Source organism: Shewanella sp. BC20 (assembly GCF_003129585.1).
Lineage (GTDB): Bacteria > Pseudomonadota > Gammaproteobacteria > Enterobacterales > Shewanellaceae > Shewanella > Shewanella seohaensis.
The window spans coordinates 62,327-83,941 of the sequence record NZ_NHRI01000019.1; the positions used below are offsets into that span (position 1 = coordinate 62,327).

Consider the following 21,615-nt stretch of genomic DNA (forward strand, 5'->3'; position numbering starts at 1 on the left):
GGGGGCTTTGCCCCTCGTTTACTTTTGTTTTATTTCGACTCTGGAGGGTATCAATGGCTGTTGCTGCCAACAAACGCTCTGTCATGACACTGTTTTCAGGTGCTGATGATCTGTATAGCCATCAAGTGCGTATCGTGTTAGCTGAGAAAGGGGTTACTGTTGATGTTTTACAGGTCGACCCAAACGAAATGCCTGAAGATTTACTTGAAGTAAATCCTTATAACTCAGTGCCAACCTTGTTAGATCGTGAGCTCGTTCTGTATGAATCACGTATCATCATGGAATACTTGGATGAGCGTTTCCCTCATCCACCGTTGATGCCTGTTTACCCAGTATCTCGCGGCCAAAGCCGTTTGATGATGCACCGCATCGATACTGACTGGTACTCACTCGTTGACCGTATTCGCAAAGGCGATCGCGCCGAAGCGGCCCGTAAAGAACTGACTGAAAGTTTACTTTCAATCGCACCAGTATTTGGTGAAATGCCTTACTTTATGAGCGAAGAATTCGGTTTAGCGGATTGCTACCTCGGCCCATTATTATGGCGTTTACCTGTATTAGGTATCGAGTTAGACAGCCGCGTTGCGAAAGACATCAAAGCCTACATGACACGTATTTTCGAGCGTGAATCATTTAAAGCTTCGTTGACTGAAGCTGAACGCGAAATGCGCATGGGAATGTAATGAAAGCGTTGACTCCAAATCGTCCTTATTTACTCAGGGCTTACTACGATTGGTTGATGGACAACCAATTAACGCCTCACGTTGTCGTGGATGCCTTTGTGAAAGGCACCCAAGTACCACAGCAGTACGTGAAGGATGGCCAGATCGTATTAAATATCGCGGCCAGCGCGGTGGGCAATTTGCAAATTGGTAATGAATTTGTGGAGTTCAATGCGCGTTTTGGTGGTGTACCTCAACAGGTATTATTGCCAATGGCCTCGATTGTGGCCATTTACGCCCGTGAAAATGGTGCAGGGACTGTCTTCGATATTGAAGACGCGTACTTAGTCGAAGAGGAAGCCGAATCGACTTTGTCTGTTATCGAGACAAACGAGAAGCCAACCGAACCTACGGATGAGCCTCCTAAGCGTCGCAGTCATTTAACCTTAGTTAAATAGGTTAATTACGCCCTGTTCTATACTCTTGAAAGCCAGTCTGTTGACTGGCTTTTTTATTGGATAAAGGTTTAATCCGCGCAAAGGCCTGTGGTAGCATTTGCGCCACATTTCAGCCGTGGAATGCATCGACTTACCATTTGAGCCAATGGATTTTGTATGTTGCTAATGATCGACAATTACGACTCTTTCACCTTTAACTTAGTGCAGTATTTTCAGCAGTTAGGGCAAGAGATCGTGGTTAAACGCAATGATGAAATCAGCTTAGCGGAAATCGAGGCGCTGGCACCGAGCCATTTAGTCATCTCTCCCGGGCCTTGTTCGCCCAATGAAGCGGGGATTTCCCTCGCGGCGATTGAGTATTTTGCCACTCGTTTACCTATTCTGGGGGTGTGTTTAGGGCATCAAGCCATGGCGCAGGTGTTTGGTGCTAAGGTTGTGCGAGCGCAGCGAGTGATGCATGGGAAAGTCAGTGCGATTGGCCATACAGGCGAGCGCCTATTCAAAGGGTTAAATCAACCATTAACTGTAACACGCTACCATTCATTGTTGGTCGATGCTGTCCCTGAGGGATTTGTGTTAGATGCTTGGTTTGACGACCCGAACCATGGACGCGAAATTATGGCCATGAGTCATAAGCAGCTGCCACTCTTTGGTGTGCAATTTCACCCCGAGTCAATTTTGACTGAGCAAGGCCATGAATTGTTGGCAAACTTCTTGTCGCAATCGGTTTAAATTAAATCCCAAAGCCCCATTTAGCCCTAATCTTTGTTACAAGATTTCTCCTCCTTTTAAGCAAACATGTCGCCTAAGTGTGATATAAATGCCGCCAAACTACGTCTAGCTGCGAGCGTTGTGGGAATAGTCCGCTGCGTTTGCAGTATTGCGATAACAATAAAAGGAAGGACGAATGAACAGCGTAATGCGAAATTTGGGTTTAAGTGCGTTAGCCGTTGCGGTATTGACGAGTTGCGCCGCCACCTCAACTGAAACGGCGACTCCCGCGACCACAGCACAGGTTTATCAAGTCCCTTTAGCTCAGCCTCCCCAAGTTTCACAACCCCTTACGCTGAATCAAATTATGGCGAACCCCGATTGGATGGGAATTTTCGCTAAGGAAGCTTACTGGAGCGATGACAGCCAGAGCGTTTTCTTTGCCCGTCAACCCAGCGCATCGCCGCTACGGAATTATTATCAGCAGGGCATTAATGACAGCCGCGCCGTTGAACTGGCCATCGATAAACTACACGCGGCGGACCAACAATTTGGTGTGTTAGACAGTGCTAAGGCCAACAAGGCCTATCTCTATCAAGGCAATATTTTTGTTAAGCATTTAAGCTCTGGCAAAATCACCCAGCTTACCCGTCAACGCACTGCCATCAGTGGCCTGCGTTACCTTAACAATGGCGATATCGCCTATTGGCAAGGGGATAATGTTTTCCAGATCCATCAAGACAGTGGATTAGTGGAACAGCTGGCTGAAATCAAAATGGCGAAAGCGCCCGAGGGCGTGAAAGAGCCAAGCAGCTACTTAGCCAAGCAGCAGCACAGACTTATTCAATATGTGGCGTTGCAGCAAGAAAATGCCAAAGCCAAAGAACAGTTTAAGAACGAGCTGCAAAAGAGCGATCCGACCCTCGCGGCTAACACTTGGTATCTAGGGGATGCCGAGGTGGTGTCTGAGCTAAGTCTGTCGCCAGACGGGCGTTATTTGTTTGTGGCCCTAACCGATAAAAATTACACCGGCAGCAGTGAACACGACATTATGCCAAACTACCTAGGTAGTGAAGGCTATATCGATCCTGTGCCAGTCCGCGCCCGTGTTGCAGAAGATACGCCGCCTGGCCAACGCTTTGTGGTACTCGATCTCAATGAGCATAAACAGATTGATGTGACTATCGAAGGTTTAGCTGGTTTCGATGAGGACGTTTTAGCTAAGGTTAAGAGTGAAAACGCTAAGGCAAAAGGTGAGTCGTATCAAAGTACTAAGGCTCCCCGTAAAATCCAGCTGATGCAGGATTGGGGCTGGAATCAAAGCGCGATTCAATGGCATGAGTCTGAGGACAAGCTGGCGGTGATGGTCGAAGCGACCGATAACAAAGACCGCTGGATTGCCAGCGTCGATCTGACAAAGGGCAAGTTTATCACCGAGCATCGCCTGCATGATGATGCCTGGGTGAACTACGACTATAACCAATTTGGCTGGTTACCAGGAACAGACACCCTGTACTATCTTTCTGAAGAAACAGGTTATTCCCAGCTTTATATCAAGGCTCGTGGCGAAAAGCCCCGCGCTTTGACTCAAGGTAAGTTTGTGGTGAGCGATATTACTCTCTCGCCCGATGCAAACTATATCTACTACAAGGCTAACCAAAGTCACCCAGGTATTTACAATGTTCACCGTGTGAATATCGCCTCGGGCAAAAATGAGCAATTAACTCAGTGGGACGGTAACTTAGATTACAGCTTAAGCCCCGATGGTACTAAGTTGCTGCTGAATGCGTCTCGCCGTACAGCGCCGAATGAGCTGTATGTTCAACCGATTGGCGGTGAGTTAAAACAGCTCACGTCATACACCAGCGATGCCTTTAAGCAATATCCATGGCAAGCGCCCGAAGTAGTAGCCGTACCTTCTAACCATGGCGCTGGCCAAGTGTATGCGCGGGTTTATTTGCCGCAGGGTTACGACAAATCCCGCGCCGAGAAATACCCCGCCGTTATCTTCAACCATGGCGCGGGCTACTTACAGAATGCCGATTATGGTTTCAGTGGTTACTTCCGTGAGTTTATGTTCCACAACCTACTGACTCAACAAGGTTATGTGGTGATGGACATGGATTACCGTGGTTCCAAAGGCTATGGTCGCGACTGGCGCACAGCGATTTATCGCAACATGGGTCACCCTGAAGTTGAAGACTTAAAAGACGGTGTAACTTGGATGGGCCAAAATGCCAACGTGGATATTAAGCGCGTCGGTACCTATGGCGGTTCTTACGGCGGCTTCTTAACCTTTATGTCCTTGTTTACTGAGCCGGAATTATTCCAAGCAGGCGCTGCACTGCGCCCTGTGGCGGATTGGGCACATTACAATGCGCCATACACCTCCAACATTTTAAACACACCGGATGTTGACCCTATCGCTTACGAGCGTAGCTCGCCGATCGAGCATGCCCAAGGTCTGACTAAGCCATTACTGATCATGAGTGGCGTGATGGATGACAACGTGTTCTTCCAAGATAGCGTGCGCATGGTGCAGCACCTTATCGAGCTGGAAAAACCTATGTTCGAAACCGCGATTTATCCGGTTGAGCCCCATGGTTTCCGTCAGCCATCGAGCTGGTTGGACGAATATCGCCGTATTTATAAGCTCTTTGAACAAGAGCTTAAGTAAATCTCGTGACAATATGAAGGCCTCAATATGAGGCCTTTTTGTTGTGTGGATTTCAGCGTCTGTGAATCCAATCTGGACTGTAAAATAGTAAGCGGTTTGCTTATTGCCAAGATTTAACCTATATGCTGAAATTGTCATGTTTTTAACGATTTTAGCGTATGCGCGCCACTTAGCACGGGCGAGATAGGAAAGATAAACTGTGGCGATATCGGTAGCGGGCGGCGTTAGACCCGGCAAAATTATAGAGATAGAACATAGGCTCTATCAGCAACTTATTCTCGGTAAGCAAAAGGCCGGTCCTACCTTATTGGATGATTTAGACCGAGAGCTTGAAGCCGATGCCAATAAGCTCGATGTCGAGCGAGAGGCGATTCTGTCGCGGCTACTCAAACAAATTCAGGCCCGTGAAGTCTTTGAGGCCATCTCAAATCAACTCACCGAAACGGTCAATAACGCCATTGAACATCAACTGGCATCCCCAGAGTTAGTGCTGGCTAAGTCGGAGATTAACGAGTCACAGATCCTGTTGCTCGAGCTTTTACTGGCCAAAAATCTAGATGCGACGCGGTTAAGACCTTTAATCAGTAATTTAAGCTGGTTATGCCGCGATTTAACCAATATGGTCAATAGCCCTGCATTTCGGGCACGTCGCCCACAAAGTTCCGATGTGCGCGTTACTGATATCAAATTAGTGATGAATTACATTGGCATCGAAAACCTGCGCACCATTATTCCTTATTTTTGCCTACGTAATTGGCTGCCCAGTGGCAACGCTAAGTTACTCTGGACCACCCGTAAGCTGTGGCGCTACAGCATAGTTAGCGGCATTGCAGCGAATGCGCTAGCGCAGCTTCATAATACTGACTCAGCCTTAGTTTATAGTGGTGCATTAATGAATCAGTTAGGCACCTCGGTTGTGCTTAGCTTGAGTGCGCGTTTATTTGATAAAACTTGGGGCAATTGGATCCGTGAGGCCAGCTCGAGTCGCGATAAAGAAGTGTATGATGCGGTCATTGCCACTGAGTTTCCGGCTAAGGCGGTATTTGAGCAAGTGCTGGCTCACGGGCACAAACTCAATTGGCAGCTATTAGAGTTACTGAAATTTGAGCATAGCCCCTTAACCCTGTTGTTAAAGGAGCTAGACCAAACCTTAACTTACCGCGAACTCTCGATGCCTGCCGCTATAGTGGCACGGGCGAATTGTTATGCTAAGGTGCTGTTGCTCGAGGAGATGCGCCAAATCGAGCCGCAGGAAAAACGCTTAATGTTCGATTATTACGAGCTGAGCGAACAGGAAGTGCTGCGCCTAAAAGCACAGAATTATCGGAAGTTGGATCTGCTGTGATCTGCACGCCGTTCCCATCGGTGTCCTATTGCGGCACTGATGTGGAGGACGGGAAATGCCAAGCTGGCAAGCATCTGTATTAAACACTATTTTATCCTATGTGGCACGGCCATCCATTAGCCGAGGTAAGGCTAAACTCCCCCTAAATCAAGTGCGACAACGCTTATTAGAGCTGGATAAGCGCTGGTTGCCGTGGCCTGAAAAACTCGTTACGGCCTCGATTCCCTTGCAACATTCTACCCTGTTGCATTATGTGCTGCTGAATGACACGCCGCGTTTGGGCAATCTGTTTTACATTCGTGGCGGCGGATTTTGTTTTAAAACTCCCCATGCCCACGCGAGACTGGTGGCCGATATCAGTGAACGTTGTCGCCTCGATACGTTTATCCCAGATTATCGTTTAGCGCCGGAGCATCCGTATCCAGCGCCCTGTGACGATGTGCTCGAGGCTTATCTGCACTTAATTGAGTTGAAAGGCAGCGATAATCTGGTGTTGATGGGTGATTCTGCCGGCGGTAATTTAGCCTTGAGTCTGTTGCTCGAACTGAAAAAACGCCATCTGCCCATGCCTAAAGCCTGTGTATTGTTGTCACCCGCACTCGATTTAGCCATTACTGGCGATACCGAGCTGATTTTAGGGGCGGACGATCCGTTCTTTACCATTGAGTCGCTTTTGCGGCTGCGCGGCGCTTATCTTGCCGGGGCGAATCCTATGTCTGAACGGGTTTCACCTTTACAGGGGAACTTGGCTGACTTGCCGCCACTCTTAGTGATTGCCGGTACGCGCGAGTTGCTTTTACAGGATTCAGAACGACTGGTTATGCAAATTAAGGCCTGTGGTGGCGCGGTAGAATCGCGTTTTTATCACAACATGCCCCATGTTTTTCCCCTGTTCCATCTGTTGCCAGAAGCGATTAAGGCGAGGGAACAAATTGCAGATTTTGTGCTTTCACAACTGATTCGTTAAAATTGTGTAGTTATTCATATTCAGTGAATAGCTAGCAAAAATAGGGGTAAATAACTTTTTTTCTGACTAAATATGCTAAAGGCCTCTGGCGTAAACGCTTGTATAGTTCTTAAACTACAATCTTTATGCACTTTGACCCAAAGCATGGCGAATGTTGTTTGTGAAAAACTGGTATTTTGATCACAATTTCGCTAATAATGGCTATTAATAGACACAAGCATACCCTGTATCACTAACTCAAGATAAAGATACGTTGGGGACTCAGACGGCTCCCGAGGCCGTTACATTTAAACAAAGGATGAAGAAGAATGAGCGTTGATATGAAGTTGAATCGTGCCCAGTTTGATGCGGTTATGGTGCCTAACTATGCGCCTGCTGCCGTAATCCCTGTACGTGGCGAAGGAAGCCGAGTATGGGATCAAGAGGGTAACGAGTTTATCGATTTTGCCGGCGGTATCGCGGTAAATTGCTTAGGTCACTGTCATCCAGCCTTAGTAAATGCCTTAAAAACGCAAGGCGAAAAATTATGGCACCTGTCTAACGTGATGACCAACGAGCCAGCGCTTGAGCTTGCGACTAAGTTGGTTAACAGCACGTTTGCTGAGCGTGTGTATTTTGCTAACTCTGGCGCCGAAGCCAACGAAGCGGCACTGAAATTAGCCCGTCGTTACGCCTTAGAAAAATTCGGCGTAGAGAAAGATGAAATCATCGCCTTCGATAAAGCCTTCCACGGTCGTACTTTCTTCACCGTGAGCGTTGGCGGTCAAGCGGCTTATTCAGATGGTTTTGGTCCAAAACCACAAAGCATCACCCACTTACCTTATAACGATGTTGCGGCATTAGAAGCGGCCGTATCGGATAAAACCTGCGCCATTATGCTTGAGCCACTGCAGGGTGAGGGCGGTATTATCGATGCCGATCCTGCATTCTTAAAAGCGGTTCGCGAACTGGCCAACAAGCACAACGCACTGGTGATTTTCGACGAAGTACAAACCGGTGTCGGCCGTACTGGTGAACTCTACGCTTACATGGGCACCGACATAGTGCCGGATATCCTGACCACGGCTAAAGCGCTAGGCGGCGGTTTCCCTATCGCAGCTATGCTGACTACCGCTGAAATTGCTGAGCACCTGAAAGTGGGTACTCACGGTTCAACCTACGGTGGTAACCCATTAGCCTGTGCTATCGGTAACGCGGTATTAGACGTAGTTAACACACCAGAAGTCTTGAACGGTGTGAAACATCGCGAGCAGTTATTACGCGATGGTCTGAACAAAATTAATGAAAAATATCATGTTTTCTCTGAAATTCGCGGTAAAGGCTTGCTGTTAGGGGCGGTTCTAAACGAACAGTACCAAGGTCGTTCACGTGACTTTTTAGTAGCGTCTGTTGCAGAAGGCTTAATGAGCCTGATGGCGGGTGCTAACGTGGTACGTTTTGCTCCTTCACTGGTGATCCCTGAGGCAGATATTGCAGAAGGCCTAGCACGTTTTGAGCGTGCTGTGGCGAGCATCGCTGCTGCCTAAGCGACCAAAGGAGTGCTGAATCTTATTCGCACTCCTTTTTTGTCAGGGAATACTTGCGTGCATCCATCCTGTCTTTTTCAAGATAGGCGCCTTGTTGCACAGCAAGCTTAAGTGAGGAGACACTAAGATGTTAATCATACGTCCTATTCAGGCAGGCGATTTTGAATCTCTATATCAAATCGCCGAAGAATCTGGCCATGGCTTTACCTCATTGCCAGTCAATGCCGATTTGCTAAGGCATAAAATTGCCCGCGCAGAAGCCTCATTCGTTAAGGTGATAGATAAGCCCTTCGATGAAGGCTATTTGATGGTGCTCGAGGATACCGCGACCCGTGAAGTGGTCGGTACCTGTGCCATTGAAGCCGCCGTGGGTATGGAAGATGCCTTCTACCACTATCGCCTCGGGACCGAGGTCTATCATTCTGAGCAAATCGAAGTTCGCAACGAGGTGGAAACCTTAACCCTGTGCCACGATTACACTGGCGCCGCCGAGCTTTGTACCCTGTTTTTGCGTGAGGGTTATCGCAAAGGGAACAATGGCCGGATGTTGTCCCGCAGCCGTTTTCTGTTTTTGGCACAGCACGCTAAACGCTTTGGTGAGACAGTGATTGCCGAAATGCGTGGCGTGAGTGATTCCGATGGCAATTCTCCCTTCTACTGCTGGTTACAGAAAAACTTCTTAGGCATTGATTTTATTCAAGCTGACTACCTGTCTGGCTTAGGTAAAAAAGCCTTTATGGCGGAGATGATGCCCCGTAACCCTGTGTATGTTTGCCTGCTGCCTGAAGAAGCGCAAAAAGTGATCGGCGAAGTACACACTAATACGCGTCCGGCCCTAAGCTTGCTGCAGGCCGAAGGTTTTAGATGCCGCGGTTATGTGGATATTTTCGATGGTGGCCCAACGGTCGAATGCTGTTTAACCGATATTCGTGCTGTGCGTGAAAGCCGTCTACTGACGGTCGAAATTGGTGATATGCCAGAATCCGATAAGCAATTTATTATCTCTAACACTCAATTAGCCAATTACCGTGCGACCTCCGCTTGTCTTGCTGTCGATGACAAAACTGAGCAGGTGGTAATTAGTCCAGAACTCGCCGAGGGTTTGTTACTCGCAAAAGGCGATCAGATCCGTATTTTGGCAATGTAGGAATAGCAAATGACACATTTTATTAAAGGCCAGTGGCAAGCTGGCAAGGGTCATGATGTGACCTCTAGCAATCCAGCAAATAGCGAAATCATTTGGCGAGGCCAAACGGCGACGGCTGAGCAAGTCAATGCCGCCGTCGATGCCGCCCGTGAAGCTCAGTTCGATTGGTTTATGTTAGGTTTTGATGCGCGTTTAAAGATAGTCGAAGCCTATCGCAGTCAACTCGAAGCGAACAAAGCCGAATTAGCCGAAACGATCGCTCAAGAAACCGGTAAACCTCAATGGGAAACGGCAACTGAAGTCGCAGCCATGATTGGTAAGATTGGCCTGTCGGCCACCGCTTACAACAAGCGTACCGGCACTGAGGCCAATGACACGCCAGCAGGGCGTGCGGTACTGCGCCATAAGCCCCACGGTGTGGTTGCTGTGTTTGGGCCTTATAACTTCCCTGGGCATTTACCCAATGGTCATATAGTGCCAGCGCTGCTCGCGGGCAATACCGTGGTGTTTAAGCCCTCAGAATTGACTCCAAAAGTGGCCGAGTTGATGGTCTCTCTGTGGGAAAAGGCGGGTCTGCCTGCGGGTGTTATCAACTTAGTGCAAGGTGAAGTCGATACGGGTAAAGCGCTGGCGTCGCACCCACAACTCGACGGCCTATTCTTTACCGGCAGTTCTCGCACTGGTCACCTGTTGCATCAGCAATATGCGGGTCATCCGGGTAAGATCCTCGCCTTAGAAATGGGCGGTAATAACCCACTGATTATTAAAGGCGTCGCCGATATTAAAGCGGCAGTGCACGATATTCTGCAATCGGCCTATATTTCATCTGGCCAGCGTTGTACCTGTGCCCGCAGGCTCTATGTTGAGCAAGGCGAGCAGGGCGATGCCTTAGTAGCCAAGCTGGTTGAAGCGGTGAAGCAGATTAAAGTCGGTCCTTGGAACGCGCAGCCACAGCCATTTATGGGCTCAATGATTTCCGAAGGTGCAGCGAAAGGTATGGTCGCGGCGCAGGCTAACTTGCAGAACTTAGGCGGTGTCTCGCTGGTTGAACTCACTCATTTGCAGGCGGGAACAGGCTTAGTCTCCCCCGGACTTATCGATGTGACTGCGGTGAGCGAGTTACCCGATGAGGAATACTTCGGACCATTGCTGCAATTAGTGCGCTACAGCGATTTTGACCAGGCGATTAAGCTTGCTAACCAAACCCGTTATGGTTTGTCTGCGGGTATCTTGGCCGATAGTCGTGATGATTATGAGTATTTCCTCGCCCGCATTCGTGCGGGGATTGTGAACTGGAACAAGCAGATCACGGGTGCTTCGGGTGCTGCGCCCTTTGGTGGCGTAGGCGCTTCGGGTAACCACAGGGCGAGTGCATTTTATGCCGCCGATTACTGTGCGTATCCCGTTGCCTCCGTTGAGGCGGATGCGGTGAGCCTACCCGCAAGTTTAAGCCCAGGGTTAAGTTTAGAGTGACATCATTGAGGAATAACCTAGGTTCTTCCTTTTTCATCACAAGCAGTAACGTTACTTGGGCTGCTACTGAGCACCGTTGTGCAGCAAGTGGCTAGGGTCGTTACATTGAGTGCGAGCGGCAAAACAATACGCACTATAGTCGCAGCACAATAAAAGGAGTTTTTATGCACACAGATATCAATGCGTTATTTGCCGCCCTCTGGCAAGACTATATTCAAATGACCCCATCTGCGGCCAAGGTGCACGAGCTACTCGGTCACGGCAAGCCGATTATCAACGACCATATCGCCCTGCGGACTTTTAACATCGCTAAGGTGAATTTAGCTGTATTGGCCGAGCACTTTACCTCTTTAGGTTATGTGGCTTGTGGTGATTATAAGTTTGAACAGAAAAAGCTGGTGGCTAAGCATTTTGAGCACCCAGATGCGACTCAACCTAAGGTGTTTATTTCTGAGTTATTGGTGGAAGAATTTAGTCCATCACTGCAAAGCACCATCCAAGGCTTGATTGCCCAAGTGGATGAGCAAGCGACTAAAGCGGATAACTTTATCTATTCTGGTCGCCATTGGTCACTGGATGCTAAGACCTATGAGACGCTGCTGGAAGAGAGTGAATATGCGGCTTGGGTGGCGGCCTTTGGCTACCGGGCTAATCATTTTACAGTCTCTATCAATCACCTCGAGGGCTTCGAGACATTAGAGTCTGTGAACGATGCGCTTAAGCAAGCGGGCTTTGTGCTCAATAGTTCAGGTGGCGAAATCAAAGGTTCGCCAGAGGTGTTACTGGAACAATCATCGACCATGGCCGATAAAATCGCCGTAGAATTTAGCGATGCAACGGTTGAGATCCCAAGCTGCTTTTATGAATTTGCCCTGCGTTATCCCAAGGCGAATGGCGAGCTGTACACTGGATTCGTGGCCGCATCAGCCGATAAGATTTTTGAGAGCACCAACGCGAAAAAGGCCTAATGAATTAAGGCGGTTGCTGACTCATCTCAAACAAAAACGCCATCGTTCGATGGCGTTTTTTATTGGCGGCTCTAGCGCAACACTCAGAGCAAATAGTTGGCTCGCTAAGCACTTGTTAGCTAAAGACTAGTTCAATACTGAGACCGGATAAATGACTGCTGTGCTTAAACTTAAGCTCAATGCCATATTGTTCGGCAATCTCTTTCACTATCGATAATCCTAGGCCATGGCCCATAACTGATTCATCGAGGCGTGTGCCCCTTTGGGTGAGTTTATCGAGTTCATCGTCGGCAACACCTGGGCCATCATCATCTATGCTAAGGCAGAGTTTGTTTTGCGCCTTCCACAGTTTGACCGCGACTTGGCTGCCCGCCCATTTAAAGGCGTTATCGAGCAGATTCCCTAAGAGTTCCATGCCATCTTCTCTATGGATGGGCAGGCGCTGGATACTGGGGTCGAGTTCAAAGTCGCAATTGATGCTTTTGCTTCTATGCACTTTGTTGAGGGTATTGGCAAGGCTGTGAAGATCCCTCGGCACTACTAGCTGGGCGGCAGGTAACATATCGCCGGTGATCCGCGCCGCCGCAAGTTTACGCTCGACCATTTTATGGATAGCGTCGAGCTGTTGTTGCAGCGCCATGGCGGTATCGGGATCTTTAAGCCCCAAGGCTTCAACCTGTTGTTGCATCACCGCCAGTGGGGTTTTTAGCCCATGGCTTAAGTTGCCTAAGTTATTGCGACTACGCTCAATTTGCTTGGCGGTGTATTCCAATAATTCGTTGTAGGTCTTCGCCAGCGGTTGCACTTCGGGCGGAATGTTATTCAGCTCTAAGGCGTTAATCTCTCCTTCCTGCAGGCGGGAGAGCGCGTGCTGGATCTGTTTTACTGGTTTAAAGGATTGACGCAGGATCAAGAAGATCCCCGCGATCATGGCTACTAACATGGCGAGGTTAATCCCAAGCTTAGTGCCATAGACCTCACTAAACACGCGCCGGCCGATACTCAAATCCTGCGCTACCGTTAGGGTGGCGGTGACATTGGCGCTGCTGGAGTTTAGCCCTAGGGATAATAGCTGCATATCATTGTTTTTCGGCCCTTTTGCCTGCCAAACACGGGTCTGGTTTGGCGCTAAAGGTTCGATATCGAGCTGCATGTCCCACAGGGAGCGGGAACGGATCACTTCATTGGGCAGGTTGAGCTGGAAATAACGCCCCGAATAGGCGGGGCGGTAGAAGCTCGACAGTTGGCTCTGATCGATATTGATCTCCCCATTATTGATATGGGTCGCCAACATGATGTGCTCAAGGTCTTCTTCTAAGCGGTTGATAATGGAGTCGTGAAACGCTTGGCGCAGCATGGACTCAAACAATATGAGTCCAATCACTGTGCCTAACACTAATAAGCTCGTTAACCATAAACTGAGCTTAGTGCGAATGGAGATCATGCAGTCAGGCCGTGGAAGATGTAACCTTGGCCGCGGCGGGTTTCAATCGCGGTTTTACCGAGTTTTTTACGCAGGTGAGTCACGTAAACTTCAACCACGTTACTCTCTTTCTCATCATCAAACTGATAGAGCTTGTCGGTCAGTTGTGCCTTAGATAACAGCTTCTTAGGCGACATGAGGAAGATTTTTAACAGCCTGAACTCCATGGCGGTCAACTCATACAAATGTTCGCCAACGCTGACAGTCTGCTCGGCTTCATCTAAGGTGACGCCACCATAGCTCAACTGTTTACTGGGATTATTTAATCGGCCGTGCGCGCGGTGGATAAGTGCTTGGATACGCGCCAGTAATTCCTGTGCATGGAAGGGTTTACCTAAATAATCATCGGCGCCGGCATTAAAGCCTTCGACCTTTTCATGCCATTGGCTGCGGGCCGTTAGCATGATAACCGGCGTGCTAATGCCTTGATTACGCCAGCCTTCGAGTAATTCCAGTCCATTGCCGTCGGGGAGGCCAATATCTAAGATCACGCAGTCGTATTGGGTTTCTTTAACGAGGTAATCGGCTTCAACTGCTTTGTCAGTAATATCGGTAACGTAGCCAGCCTGTTTGAGTTGCTTCTCCAGTTCGGAGACCAACATCGGATTATCTTCAACGAGTAGCAGTTTCATGTTTTCGACATTCGCTCGGTAGTGCGGTGGAGTGTTCGAGCTGACCATTGGTGGCATCAATACTCAGATTCACTATTTGGCCGCGTTGCACTTTGATTTGTAAATCATAGCGCCATTTATGATCTTCTTGATAGAGATGGGCGTCAATTAGTTCGCCTTGGCAAAATTGATTCACCACGGCAAGGGTGCCATTGAGTGATAAAATTTGCCCGGAATTGACTAAAGCCTTGGCTTGATAATGTTCTAATTCAATCGGTTCGGCGTGAATTATTGTTGGATGCACCAGCGTAAACAGACTGAAAAAACAGATAAAAAACAGCCGTTTCATTTATGCTCCCCAATAAAAAATGGCCTAGATTTTATGCTAGGCCACTTTAATGAAACAGGCTTAAATCAAGCTGAAGTCTATCTTAACGGGTACCATATACCACGATGGTTTTACCGTGTGCTTGGATCAAATTCTGCTCTTCAAGCATCTTTAAGATACGACCCACAGTTTCGCGGGAGCAACCGACGATCTGACCAATTTCTTGGCGAGTGATCTTAATTTGCATGCCGTCTGGGTGAGTCATGGCATCGGGTTGTTTAGCTAAGTGCAACAATGTCTGGGCAATACGGCCAGCCACATCGAGGAACGCTAAATTACCCACTTTCTGGCTAGTGCTTTGTAGGCGGTATGCCATTTGAGCCGATAGCTTCATCAGAATTTCGGGGTTAACTTGAATTAATTGCTTGAACTTCTTGTAAGAGATTTCAGCAATTTCACATGCTTGTTTCGCACGAACCCAAGCAGTACGTTCAGCTTGTTCTTCGAACAATCCTAACTCACCGATAAAGTCGCCTTGATTAAGATAAGAAAGGATCATCTCCTTACCTTCTTCATCTTTAATCAATACCGCTACAGAACCTTTTACGATGTAATAAAGGGTATCTGAGTCTTCACCAGCATGGATCAAGGTGCTTTTAGCGGGATACTTGTGAATGTGACAGTGTGATAAAAACCATTCCAAAGTTGGGTCTGGTTTTGGCTTACCAATCAGAGCCATGTCGATGTTCCTCGATTGATTAAAACGAAAGTAAGAATATTCTAAATAAGCATTTTACGTCAATTACACTCATAAAAACTTGATACACCTCTTAGTTTAGAATGAGTGAATAAATGCAATTAACCACCTAAAATTAGAGCTTATTTTGCTACTTTAGTGATATTAGTCAACTAAATCGGTGCCAAACTCACTGGATTCACTTAACTCTGTAGAGTTAATCACATCTTATAAAGGCTTTTAAGGTTTTTTGCGAAGAAAATAACCTCAATTGCGACTAATGAATCAAAGGAATGGGATAATTGCTGCCCCTTAAGGGTTATTTCTATTTAATATAGGTTCGATTACGCCGATTTAGGCTCGACTTATGGGAATAATTCAGGCTAACTTGAGGGCGCGGTTGTTTTTCGTAAAGAGGTTACCAGGTGAAATACAGACAATGGGTTTTAGGCGCCGGATTCACTTTATCCCTAGGGATGAGTGCTGCCGCGCACGCATTTTCTATTCCACAGCCAGCCAATGAAGTTGCGGCGAGTAAATTTGTGCACATTCAAGTGCAGGCGGAGCAGGGCGATGCCGACGCACAATTTTTACTGGGGCTGATGTTTCTCTCTGGACGTTATGTACAGCAAGAAGTGCCGACCGGATTACATTGGATGACCCTTGCCGCCGAGCAGCAACACGAAAAGGCGCAGCAAACCTTAGCGGATCTCTCCTTTGAGGGGCAACTAGTAAAGCGTGACTTAGCCGTGGCCGAACGTTGGTACAAGGATATGGGCGAGCGTGGTAATCGCTGGGCGCAGTTCCGTTTAGGCTTTATTTACGCCTCGGGTGGCGATGGCATTGCCCGTAACTGTGGTAAAGCCGTGGAGCAATTTACCCGCGTGGGGGATGATGTTGCCCTTGGCAATGTGGCGTGGATATTAGCGACTTGCCCCGAAGCCGAATATCGCGATGGTAATAAGGCGCTCGAATTATCCTTGCAGCTGCTGAAAGTGAACGAGAACGACCCTACCAACCTCGATAACTTGGCGGCCGCCTATGCCGAAGTCGGTGATTTTGGCGCCGCGGTATCGACCCAGCAAAAAGCGATCGCTGCCTTAAAGATGACGGCCGAAGCCACCAAGACTGACGAGTTTCAGCAGCGCCTGCACAGCTATGAGCAAAAGCGCGCCTACCGTGAGACCTTGCGTTTACTCGATTAACCCTGTCTGAGTTTGCTTGTCTTGTTTTCAGCCCGAGCCATGCTCGGGCTGATTGTTTTTATGGATTATTTTTACAGATTACTTCTAGTGCATCGTTTATTCGCGTTAGCGGATTGGGTTTATGTGAGCGGCCAAGAATGTAAGATTTGATATTCCACGCCGCGTCCGCCACTGGCGGAAAGATATAAATGCAGCTCCTCGGGTGCGAGCGTGAGTTCAAGCATCGAAGCTTGGATGACGTTCTGCTGTAACAGCTCCTTGAGCGTTAGCTCACTCGCCAAGATGCCTGACGGCTTTGTCTTTCTAAACAAGCTGATATGGGGCCGAAACGGATGCTCGCTCAGATGCAACTGTAAGTGTTGGGCTAAATCCTGTGCCTGAGATGCTATGAGGGCTAACTCAGGACTGATGTTATCGCCCTTTAAACAACAGACCTGCGCTTTAGGCCACACTGCGATGCTATCGAGTGTGACGCTAAATTTAGGCTTAGCCAGCTTATCGACGCCGTCGAGCAATTGCGCCACTTGAGTCGGATTGGCTAGTCCTAAAAACGCGAGGGTTAAGTGTAAATTGTTTTGCGTCACAGCTTTGGCATTAGGCGCTAACTGCGACTTCAAGCTTTGCTGTAATTGCAGCAGTTGTTGCCGCTGTATGCTCGTGGGGGCAAATCCAAGGAAGAGTCGTTGTAACACCTGTTTATCTCCATCACCTACTCAAACGCCAAACATAAGCTATGCTTTTGTTTGGTATTACAGAAATTCCCGCTGTAATGGTTAATGATAGACTTTAGACGACTTGAGATTCATCGCGGGAAGTGTAGAAATAATACCTTAAATGGACTTGTAGGTAAGGAAATCCCTTTTCATGTCAGATGGTTTAGCAAATCCACTCCAACAGGCATTAGTGACGATTTTTAGCGAAACGCCACTAGAAACCCTAGAGCAAAATGTTGATCAAGCCTTAGAAGCTATCACATTACAACTCCACTGTGATGGGGTATTTGTGCTGACGGGCAGTTTAGCCTTAGATCATCTGCGTACCCGCAATTTGTACTTAAAACCGCAATTTAGCCAGGGCCAACAGACACGAGTCTGGCCATTGGCGCGTATGCCGTTTTTTCGCTCCTTAGTCAGAACCCCCACACTGCTGAATCTCCCCGATGTCGATACCTTGCCTGCGGAGGCCCAAGCGGAGCGGGCATTACTGCGGGATTGGAACGTTAAAAGCCTATTAGTATTACCGCCTGTGGTGTTTGGCGAAACCCGTATTGCCCTCGGCGCGGTCAATTGTTCCGAATGCTGCGAGTGGAGCGAGGAGTTTATTCAGGAATTTCAGCATGCGGCGGTGATGATTGGTTCGGCGATGGAACTCACCCGTATCGCCCACGATATGCTGGCCAGTGAGCACAGATACCGCGAAGTCTTTAATCAGCTGCCTTTAGCCTGCGCCCTGCTCGATAAACAGAACCAACTGACTATGCTGAACAAAGTGGCGTTGCAAACCCTGCCAGTGCAGCATGGATACGATTTATTCAGCATGGTGCGCGAAGAGGAGCATGCCATGCTCACAGACACGCTGCACATGGTGCGCGAAGGCGTATTGGGGCAAGCCTGGTGTGAGTTGCCCCTAAAATCGAATCAACAGTTAGATTGGCTGAGGTTAAGCTTTAGCCAAATCCACGGCAATAAAGACACTCTAGTGATGATTGCCGAAGATGTCAGTGAAAAATATCGCCTCGCCGATGAGCTGTCCTTCCATGCGAATTATGATGCCTTGACTGGGTTGCCTAATCGGCTGCATTTTGAGGCCTTGCTCGAAAACCTGCTGCAAACCAAAGATGATATGCCCACCTGCGTGGCCTTTATCGATGTAGACCAGTTTCAGGTGATCAACAATGTGAGCGGCCATCAGGCAGGTGATAAGTTACTGTGTCAGTTAGCATTACGTCTTAAACAACTGGTGCGTAAGGGCGATATTGTCGCGCGTTTGGGCGGCGATGAGTTTGGGATTTTAATGCATTATTGCAATGTGGATTCGGCGCAGCATATCGCGAATCGGATCTGCACTCAGTTAGCGACCCACGAGTTTATTTGGGAAAACCGTTGCCACAATGTCAGTGTCAGCATGGGGATCGCTAAGCTCGAAAAGTCCGCAACGGATATCTATACGGTAATGAGTCAGGCCGATGCAGCCTGTCGTCTCGCTAAGGATAAGGGCCGCAACGGCTGGCACTTATACAGTGCCAAAGATCCTAAAATGACTCGTCTCTATACCGAGATGATGGCGTCGGTCGATATCGTCAGCGCCCTCGCACTCAATCAATTTGAGCTTTATTTCCAAAGCATTGCCCCGCTTAATCGCGAGGAGTCCGGCCTGCATTTAGAGGTGCTGCTGCGGATGGTGCAGGCCAACGGCACTATTGTTTCTCCGGCGATCTTTCTCCCTGCGGCGGAGCGTTACAACTTGGCGGCTAAGGTCGACTTATGGGTGATAGATAATCTGCTGAAGTGGGGCAGTAGCCATTTGGATATTTGGCAACAGCTGGAGCTAGTCTCAGTCAACCTGTCGGCGACCTCGTTAGGTGACAGCGAGTTTATGAATTGGCTCGAAATGCGCTTGATGACCGAGCCTGAGCTGGTGGACAAGCTCTGCATCGAAATCACCGAAACCGCTGCCGTTAGCCAGCTAGATCAAGCCACTAAACTGATTGAAGTGCTGCGGCCGTTAAACTGTCAACTGGCGCTGGATGACTTTGGTGCGGGCTTCTCAAGCTTTGCCTACCTTAAACGCTTGAACGTGGATTATGTCAAAATTGATGGTCAGTTCGTGATTAACCTGTGCGAGGATGAGGCTGACCAAGCCATCATCAAAGCCATTTGTCAGTTAGGGCAAGATATGGGCTTCGATGTGGTGGCAGAGTTTGTTGAATCAAAAGAAATCGCCTTAAAGTTGAAAAGCTTAGGCGTGGATTATGCGCAGGGCTATGCCATCAATAAACCCGCGCCACTGCTGACCTTGACCTCAGGACTCGCTAGACCTTGGATGCTGGATTAGTCATATTTTCGATAGGCAATTTTTTAAAATCCGCAACTCTTAACCTATAAGTGATTAATTTATCAATATTAATCCGATTGTGACTCCACGCAATTTGGGCTGCGACAGATTGTCGCGCCCAGCCGACTTTTGATTGCGCTTCCTTCACTAGTAACAACAATACCCCCACAAAAATCATTAAAAACAATATGTAGGGGAATATCGTGCTGTATCAACCTATCAAATTAGCCGTTATTTTAGCGGGAGTGCTCGGCACCGCTGTACCTCAATTGGCTTGGTCTGCTGAGGCGAGCGATTGTGGTGAAGATAAAAAATGTCAGGATTATCTGCGAGTCTCCGGCGATGTAATGCGCCAGCCCGTTCATCTTGTGAGCGATCCTAAACAGAACCGTTTGCCATTGCCGGCCTACGATGGCTCGGGATTTTTACGTTCTATCCCCGGATTTAATATCACTCGCAAAGGCGGCTCAGGTGGCGACCCTATGTTTCGGGGGCTGGGCGGTTCGCGTTTAAACATAGTCGATGATGGTCAGCATGTGTATGGTGCCTGTGGGGGACGTATGGACCCACCGACAAACTATATTTATCCCGAAAGCTACGATGAGATAACGGTGATCAAAGGGCCACAGACGGTGAAGTACGGCCCCGTCGGCAGCGCGGGCACAATTCTATTTGAGAAAAACCGCCATCGCTTTAATCAAGCGGATCTTGAAGGCCGAGCCAGCGCGACGGGCGGCAGTTTCGATAGGCGAGATGCCATGGTGGAGCTGAGTGCTGGGGATAAGAATTACTATCTTGATTTCGATATGAATCAATCCAGTAGTGATCATTATGAAGACGGAAATGGCAATAAAGTGCAATCGAGTTACGATCGCCAAAACGCGAATCTCGCCTTGGGGTGGACACCGACAGAGCGCACGGTACTTGAACTTGCATACGGCGAGTCGAGCGGCGAAGCCGAATATGCCGACAGGTTAAACAAGGCACGTCAAATCGATAACCGTGATGTGGCGCTGCTGCTACAACACGAGTTTGAGTCGAGTTGGTTAACGGCGGTCGAACTGCAAGCCTTTAGCAATAAAAACGACCACATTATGGATAGGTTCGATGAAGGGGTTAATTCAGGCGCCAATGTGCGGCGGATGACGGAGGGCGGCCATTTGTGGTTCGAGTTAGCGCCACTCGATGCCCTCGAATTAACACTGGGGCTGGATTATATGTCTAGCAAACACGATGGTCGCAGCATGGCGCCCGGCGATGTCGGCTTAGACGACTTACTCAATAAACCCTTTAAGGAGGATATGCGCTATCAAAACTATGGGCTGTTTGCCGAGTCGCGCTATCGTTTTGAAGAGAGCGACCTAGGCAGCAGTAGCTTGCATGCAGGATTGAGAATAGACGACTGGAATAGCGAGCTCTTGATTGCTCAGCAGGGTGAGCGGGACGATACCCTCTACAGCGGATACCTGCGTTATGAGTTTCAAACCGCGCAGCACCAATATTATGCAGGCTTTGGCTCGGCGCAGCGGATGCCGGATTATTGGGAGATTATGAAGACTAGCGCCAATAACCCCGCACAAAAAGCCTTTGATCTGAAAGCGGAAACCACCAATCAGTTCGATATAGGTTGGATTTATCAGGGGCCTGTCGAGGCTTCGGTGTCACTCTTCTATGGTGAGATTGCGGACTATATCCTGATTGATTCCAGCGGCCAAGCCACCCTTGCTCGTAATATCGATGCGAGCCTCTACGGCGGTGAGGCCAGCCTAGATTATGCGCTGAATGAGCAATGGTCGAGCCAACTCACGGTGAGTTATACCCATGGCGAAAACGATACCGACAAGGTCGCGCTTGGGCAAATATCACCGTTAGAGGCTAGATTAACCGTTAACTACCAATGGCAAAGTTGGACCATGGCGGCGCAGTGGCGAGTGGTGGCCGCGCAAGACCGTTACACCTTAGGTCATGGCAACATTGTGGGCCAAGACTTAGGCCCGAGCAGTGGTTTTGGTACTTTGGCGCTCAATGCTTCTTGGTCATACAGCAAGGATTTATCCTTAATTTTGGGTGTCGAAAACCTGTTTGATACCGCCTATGCCGAGCATGTGAGTAAGGCGGGTACGGGGAACGATCTGCCGGGCAGTGAGGCCATGTTTAGGGTCAACGAGCCGGGTCGTAATCTCTGGGCTAAGCTGACCTATCAGTTCTAACTCGGCTTATTTGTACTATTGTCGCCCCGAGAGTCTTGCTGTCGGGGCGATGCT

Annotated in this window: 18 protein-coding genes; 13 read left to right on the forward strand and 5 right to left on the reverse strand. The window is 48.7% G+C overall.

What is annotated here, in order from left to right:
* Nucleotides 1-53: 53 nt before the first annotated feature.
* The 10 genes from sspA to CBX96_RS17635 all read left to right on the forward strand — a co-directional run bounded on the left by sspA (nucleotide 54) and on the right by CBX96_RS17635 (nucleotide 11,934).
* Entirely contained in the window at nucleotides 54-683 is a 630-nt protein-coding gene (gene sspA, locus CBX96_RS17590) for a stringent starvation protein SspA (RefSeq protein ID WP_011715795.1), read from the forward strand.
* Entirely contained in the window at nucleotides 683-1,120 is a 438-nt protein-coding gene (locus tag CBX96_RS17595) for a ClpXP protease specificity-enhancing factor (protein WP_011715796.1), read from the forward strand. The genes sspA and CBX96_RS17595 overlap by 1 nt, the downstream gene beginning before the upstream one ends.
* A 156-nt stretch (nucleotides 1,121-1,276) precedes the next feature.
* On the forward strand, nucleotides 1,277-1,852 hold the full coding sequence (locus CBX96_RS17600) for an aminodeoxychorismate/anthranilate synthase component II (RefSeq protein WP_109287563.1): 576 nt from the start codon (nucleotides 1,277-1,279) through the stop codon (nucleotides 1,850-1,852).
* Between the two features lie 175 nt (nucleotides 1,853-2,027).
* The gene (locus tag CBX96_RS17605; protein WP_109287564.1) at nucleotides 2,028-4,508 is read left to right on the forward strand and encodes a prolyl oligopeptidase family serine peptidase; all 2,481 of its coding nucleotides are present in this window, start codon (nucleotides 2,028-2,030) and stop codon (nucleotides 4,506-4,508) included.
* A gap of 199 nt (nucleotides 4,509-4,707) precedes the next feature.
* Entirely contained in the window at nucleotides 4,708-5,853 is a 1,146-nt protein-coding gene (locus CBX96_RS17610; protein WP_011621409.1) for an HDOD domain-containing protein, read from the forward strand.
* Nucleotides 5,854-5,908: 55 nt separating this feature from the next.
* Nucleotides 5,909-6,820: an alpha/beta hydrolase gene (locus tag CBX96_RS17615; RefSeq protein ID WP_109287565.1), complete on the forward strand. Its 912-nt coding sequence runs from the start codon at nucleotides 5,909-5,911 to the stop codon at nucleotides 6,818-6,820.
* A gap of 308 nt (nucleotides 6,821-7,128) precedes the next feature.
* A complete protein-coding gene (locus CBX96_RS17620; protein WP_011621411.1) occupies nucleotides 7,129-8,346 on the forward strand; it encodes an aspartate aminotransferase family protein in 1,218 nt (405 codons plus the stop codon).
* A gap of 127 nt (nucleotides 8,347-8,473) precedes the next feature.
* Nucleotides 8,474-9,493 carry an arginine N-succinyltransferase gene (gene astA, locus CBX96_RS17625; RefSeq protein ID WP_109287566.1) on the forward strand — a complete coding sequence of 340 codons (1,020 nt, stop codon included), beginning with the start codon at nucleotides 8,474-8,476 and terminating at the stop codon, nucleotides 9,491-9,493.
* A 9-nt stretch (nucleotides 9,494-9,502) separates the two neighbouring features.
* Nucleotides 9,503-10,966 (forward strand): succinylglutamate-semialdehyde dehydrogenase, encoded by a 1,464-nt coding sequence (astD, locus tag CBX96_RS17630; RefSeq protein WP_109287567.1) that lies wholly within the window; start codon nucleotides 9,503-9,505, stop codon nucleotides 10,964-10,966.
* A 164-nt stretch (nucleotides 10,967-11,130) separates the two neighbouring features.
* Nucleotides 11,131-11,934, forward strand: a complete 804-nt coding sequence (locus CBX96_RS17635; protein ID WP_011621414.1) for a DUF1338 domain-containing protein — start codon at nucleotides 11,131-11,133, stop codon at nucleotides 11,932-11,934.
* A 115-nt stretch (nucleotides 11,935-12,049) separates the two neighbouring features.
* Here the strand turns inward: CBX96_RS17635 and CBX96_RS17640 are convergent, their stop codons facing one another.
* The 4 genes from CBX96_RS17640 to crp form a co-directional block, all read right to left on the reverse strand.
* On the reverse strand, nucleotides 12,050-13,378 hold the full coding sequence (locus tag CBX96_RS17640) for an ATP-binding protein (RefSeq protein ID WP_011627242.1): 1,329 nt from the start codon (nucleotides 13,376-13,378) through the stop codon (nucleotides 12,050-12,052).
* Complete coding sequence (locus CBX96_RS17645; protein ID WP_011621416.1) at nucleotides 13,375-14,049, reverse strand: response regulator transcription factor; 675 nt, start codon at nucleotides 14,047-14,049, stop codon at nucleotides 13,375-13,377. Before CBX96_RS17645 ends, CBX96_RS17640 begins: the two co-directional genes overlap by 4 nt.
* Nucleotides 14,030-14,377 (reverse strand): PepSY domain-containing protein, encoded by a 348-nt coding sequence (locus CBX96_RS17650; RefSeq protein ID WP_011621417.1) that lies wholly within the window; start codon nucleotides 14,375-14,377, stop codon nucleotides 14,030-14,032. Before CBX96_RS17650 ends, CBX96_RS17645 begins: the two co-directional genes overlap by 20 nt.
* 82 nt (nucleotides 14,378-14,459) lie before the next feature.
* Nucleotides 14,460-15,095, reverse strand: coding sequence for a cAMP-activated global transcriptional regulator CRP (crp, locus tag CBX96_RS17655; protein ID WP_011070954.1), 636 nt, complete (start codon nucleotides 15,093-15,095; stop codon nucleotides 14,460-14,462).
* Between the two features lie 422 nt (nucleotides 15,096-15,517).
* On the opposite strand from crp, the gene CBX96_RS17660 reads away from it, so the two are divergent.
* Complete coding sequence (locus CBX96_RS17660; protein WP_011715804.1) at nucleotides 15,518-16,297, forward strand: tetratricopeptide repeat protein; 780 nt, start codon at nucleotides 15,518-15,520, stop codon at nucleotides 16,295-16,297.
* A gap of 119 nt (nucleotides 16,298-16,416) precedes the next feature.
* Here CBX96_RS17660 and thpR read toward each other — a convergent pair whose 3' ends face one another.
* Complete coding sequence (gene thpR, locus CBX96_RS17665) at nucleotides 16,417-16,989, reverse strand: RNA 2',3'-cyclic phosphodiesterase (RefSeq protein ID WP_109287568.1); 573 nt, start codon at nucleotides 16,987-16,989, stop codon at nucleotides 16,417-16,419.
* A gap of 172 nt (nucleotides 16,990-17,161) precedes the next feature.
* Between thpR and CBX96_RS17670 the strand changes: the two genes are divergently transcribed.
* A complete protein-coding gene (locus CBX96_RS17670; RefSeq protein ID WP_109287569.1) occupies nucleotides 17,162-19,351 on the forward strand; it encodes a bifunctional diguanylate cyclase/phosphodiesterase in 2,190 nt (729 codons plus the stop codon).
* A gap of 203 nt (nucleotides 19,352-19,554) precedes the next feature.
* On the forward strand, nucleotides 19,555-21,561 hold the full coding sequence (locus tag CBX96_RS17680; RefSeq protein ID WP_109287571.1) for a TonB-dependent copper receptor: 2,007 nt from the start codon (nucleotides 19,555-19,557) through the stop codon (nucleotides 21,559-21,561).
* Nucleotides 21,562-21,615 lie beyond the last annotated feature (54 nt).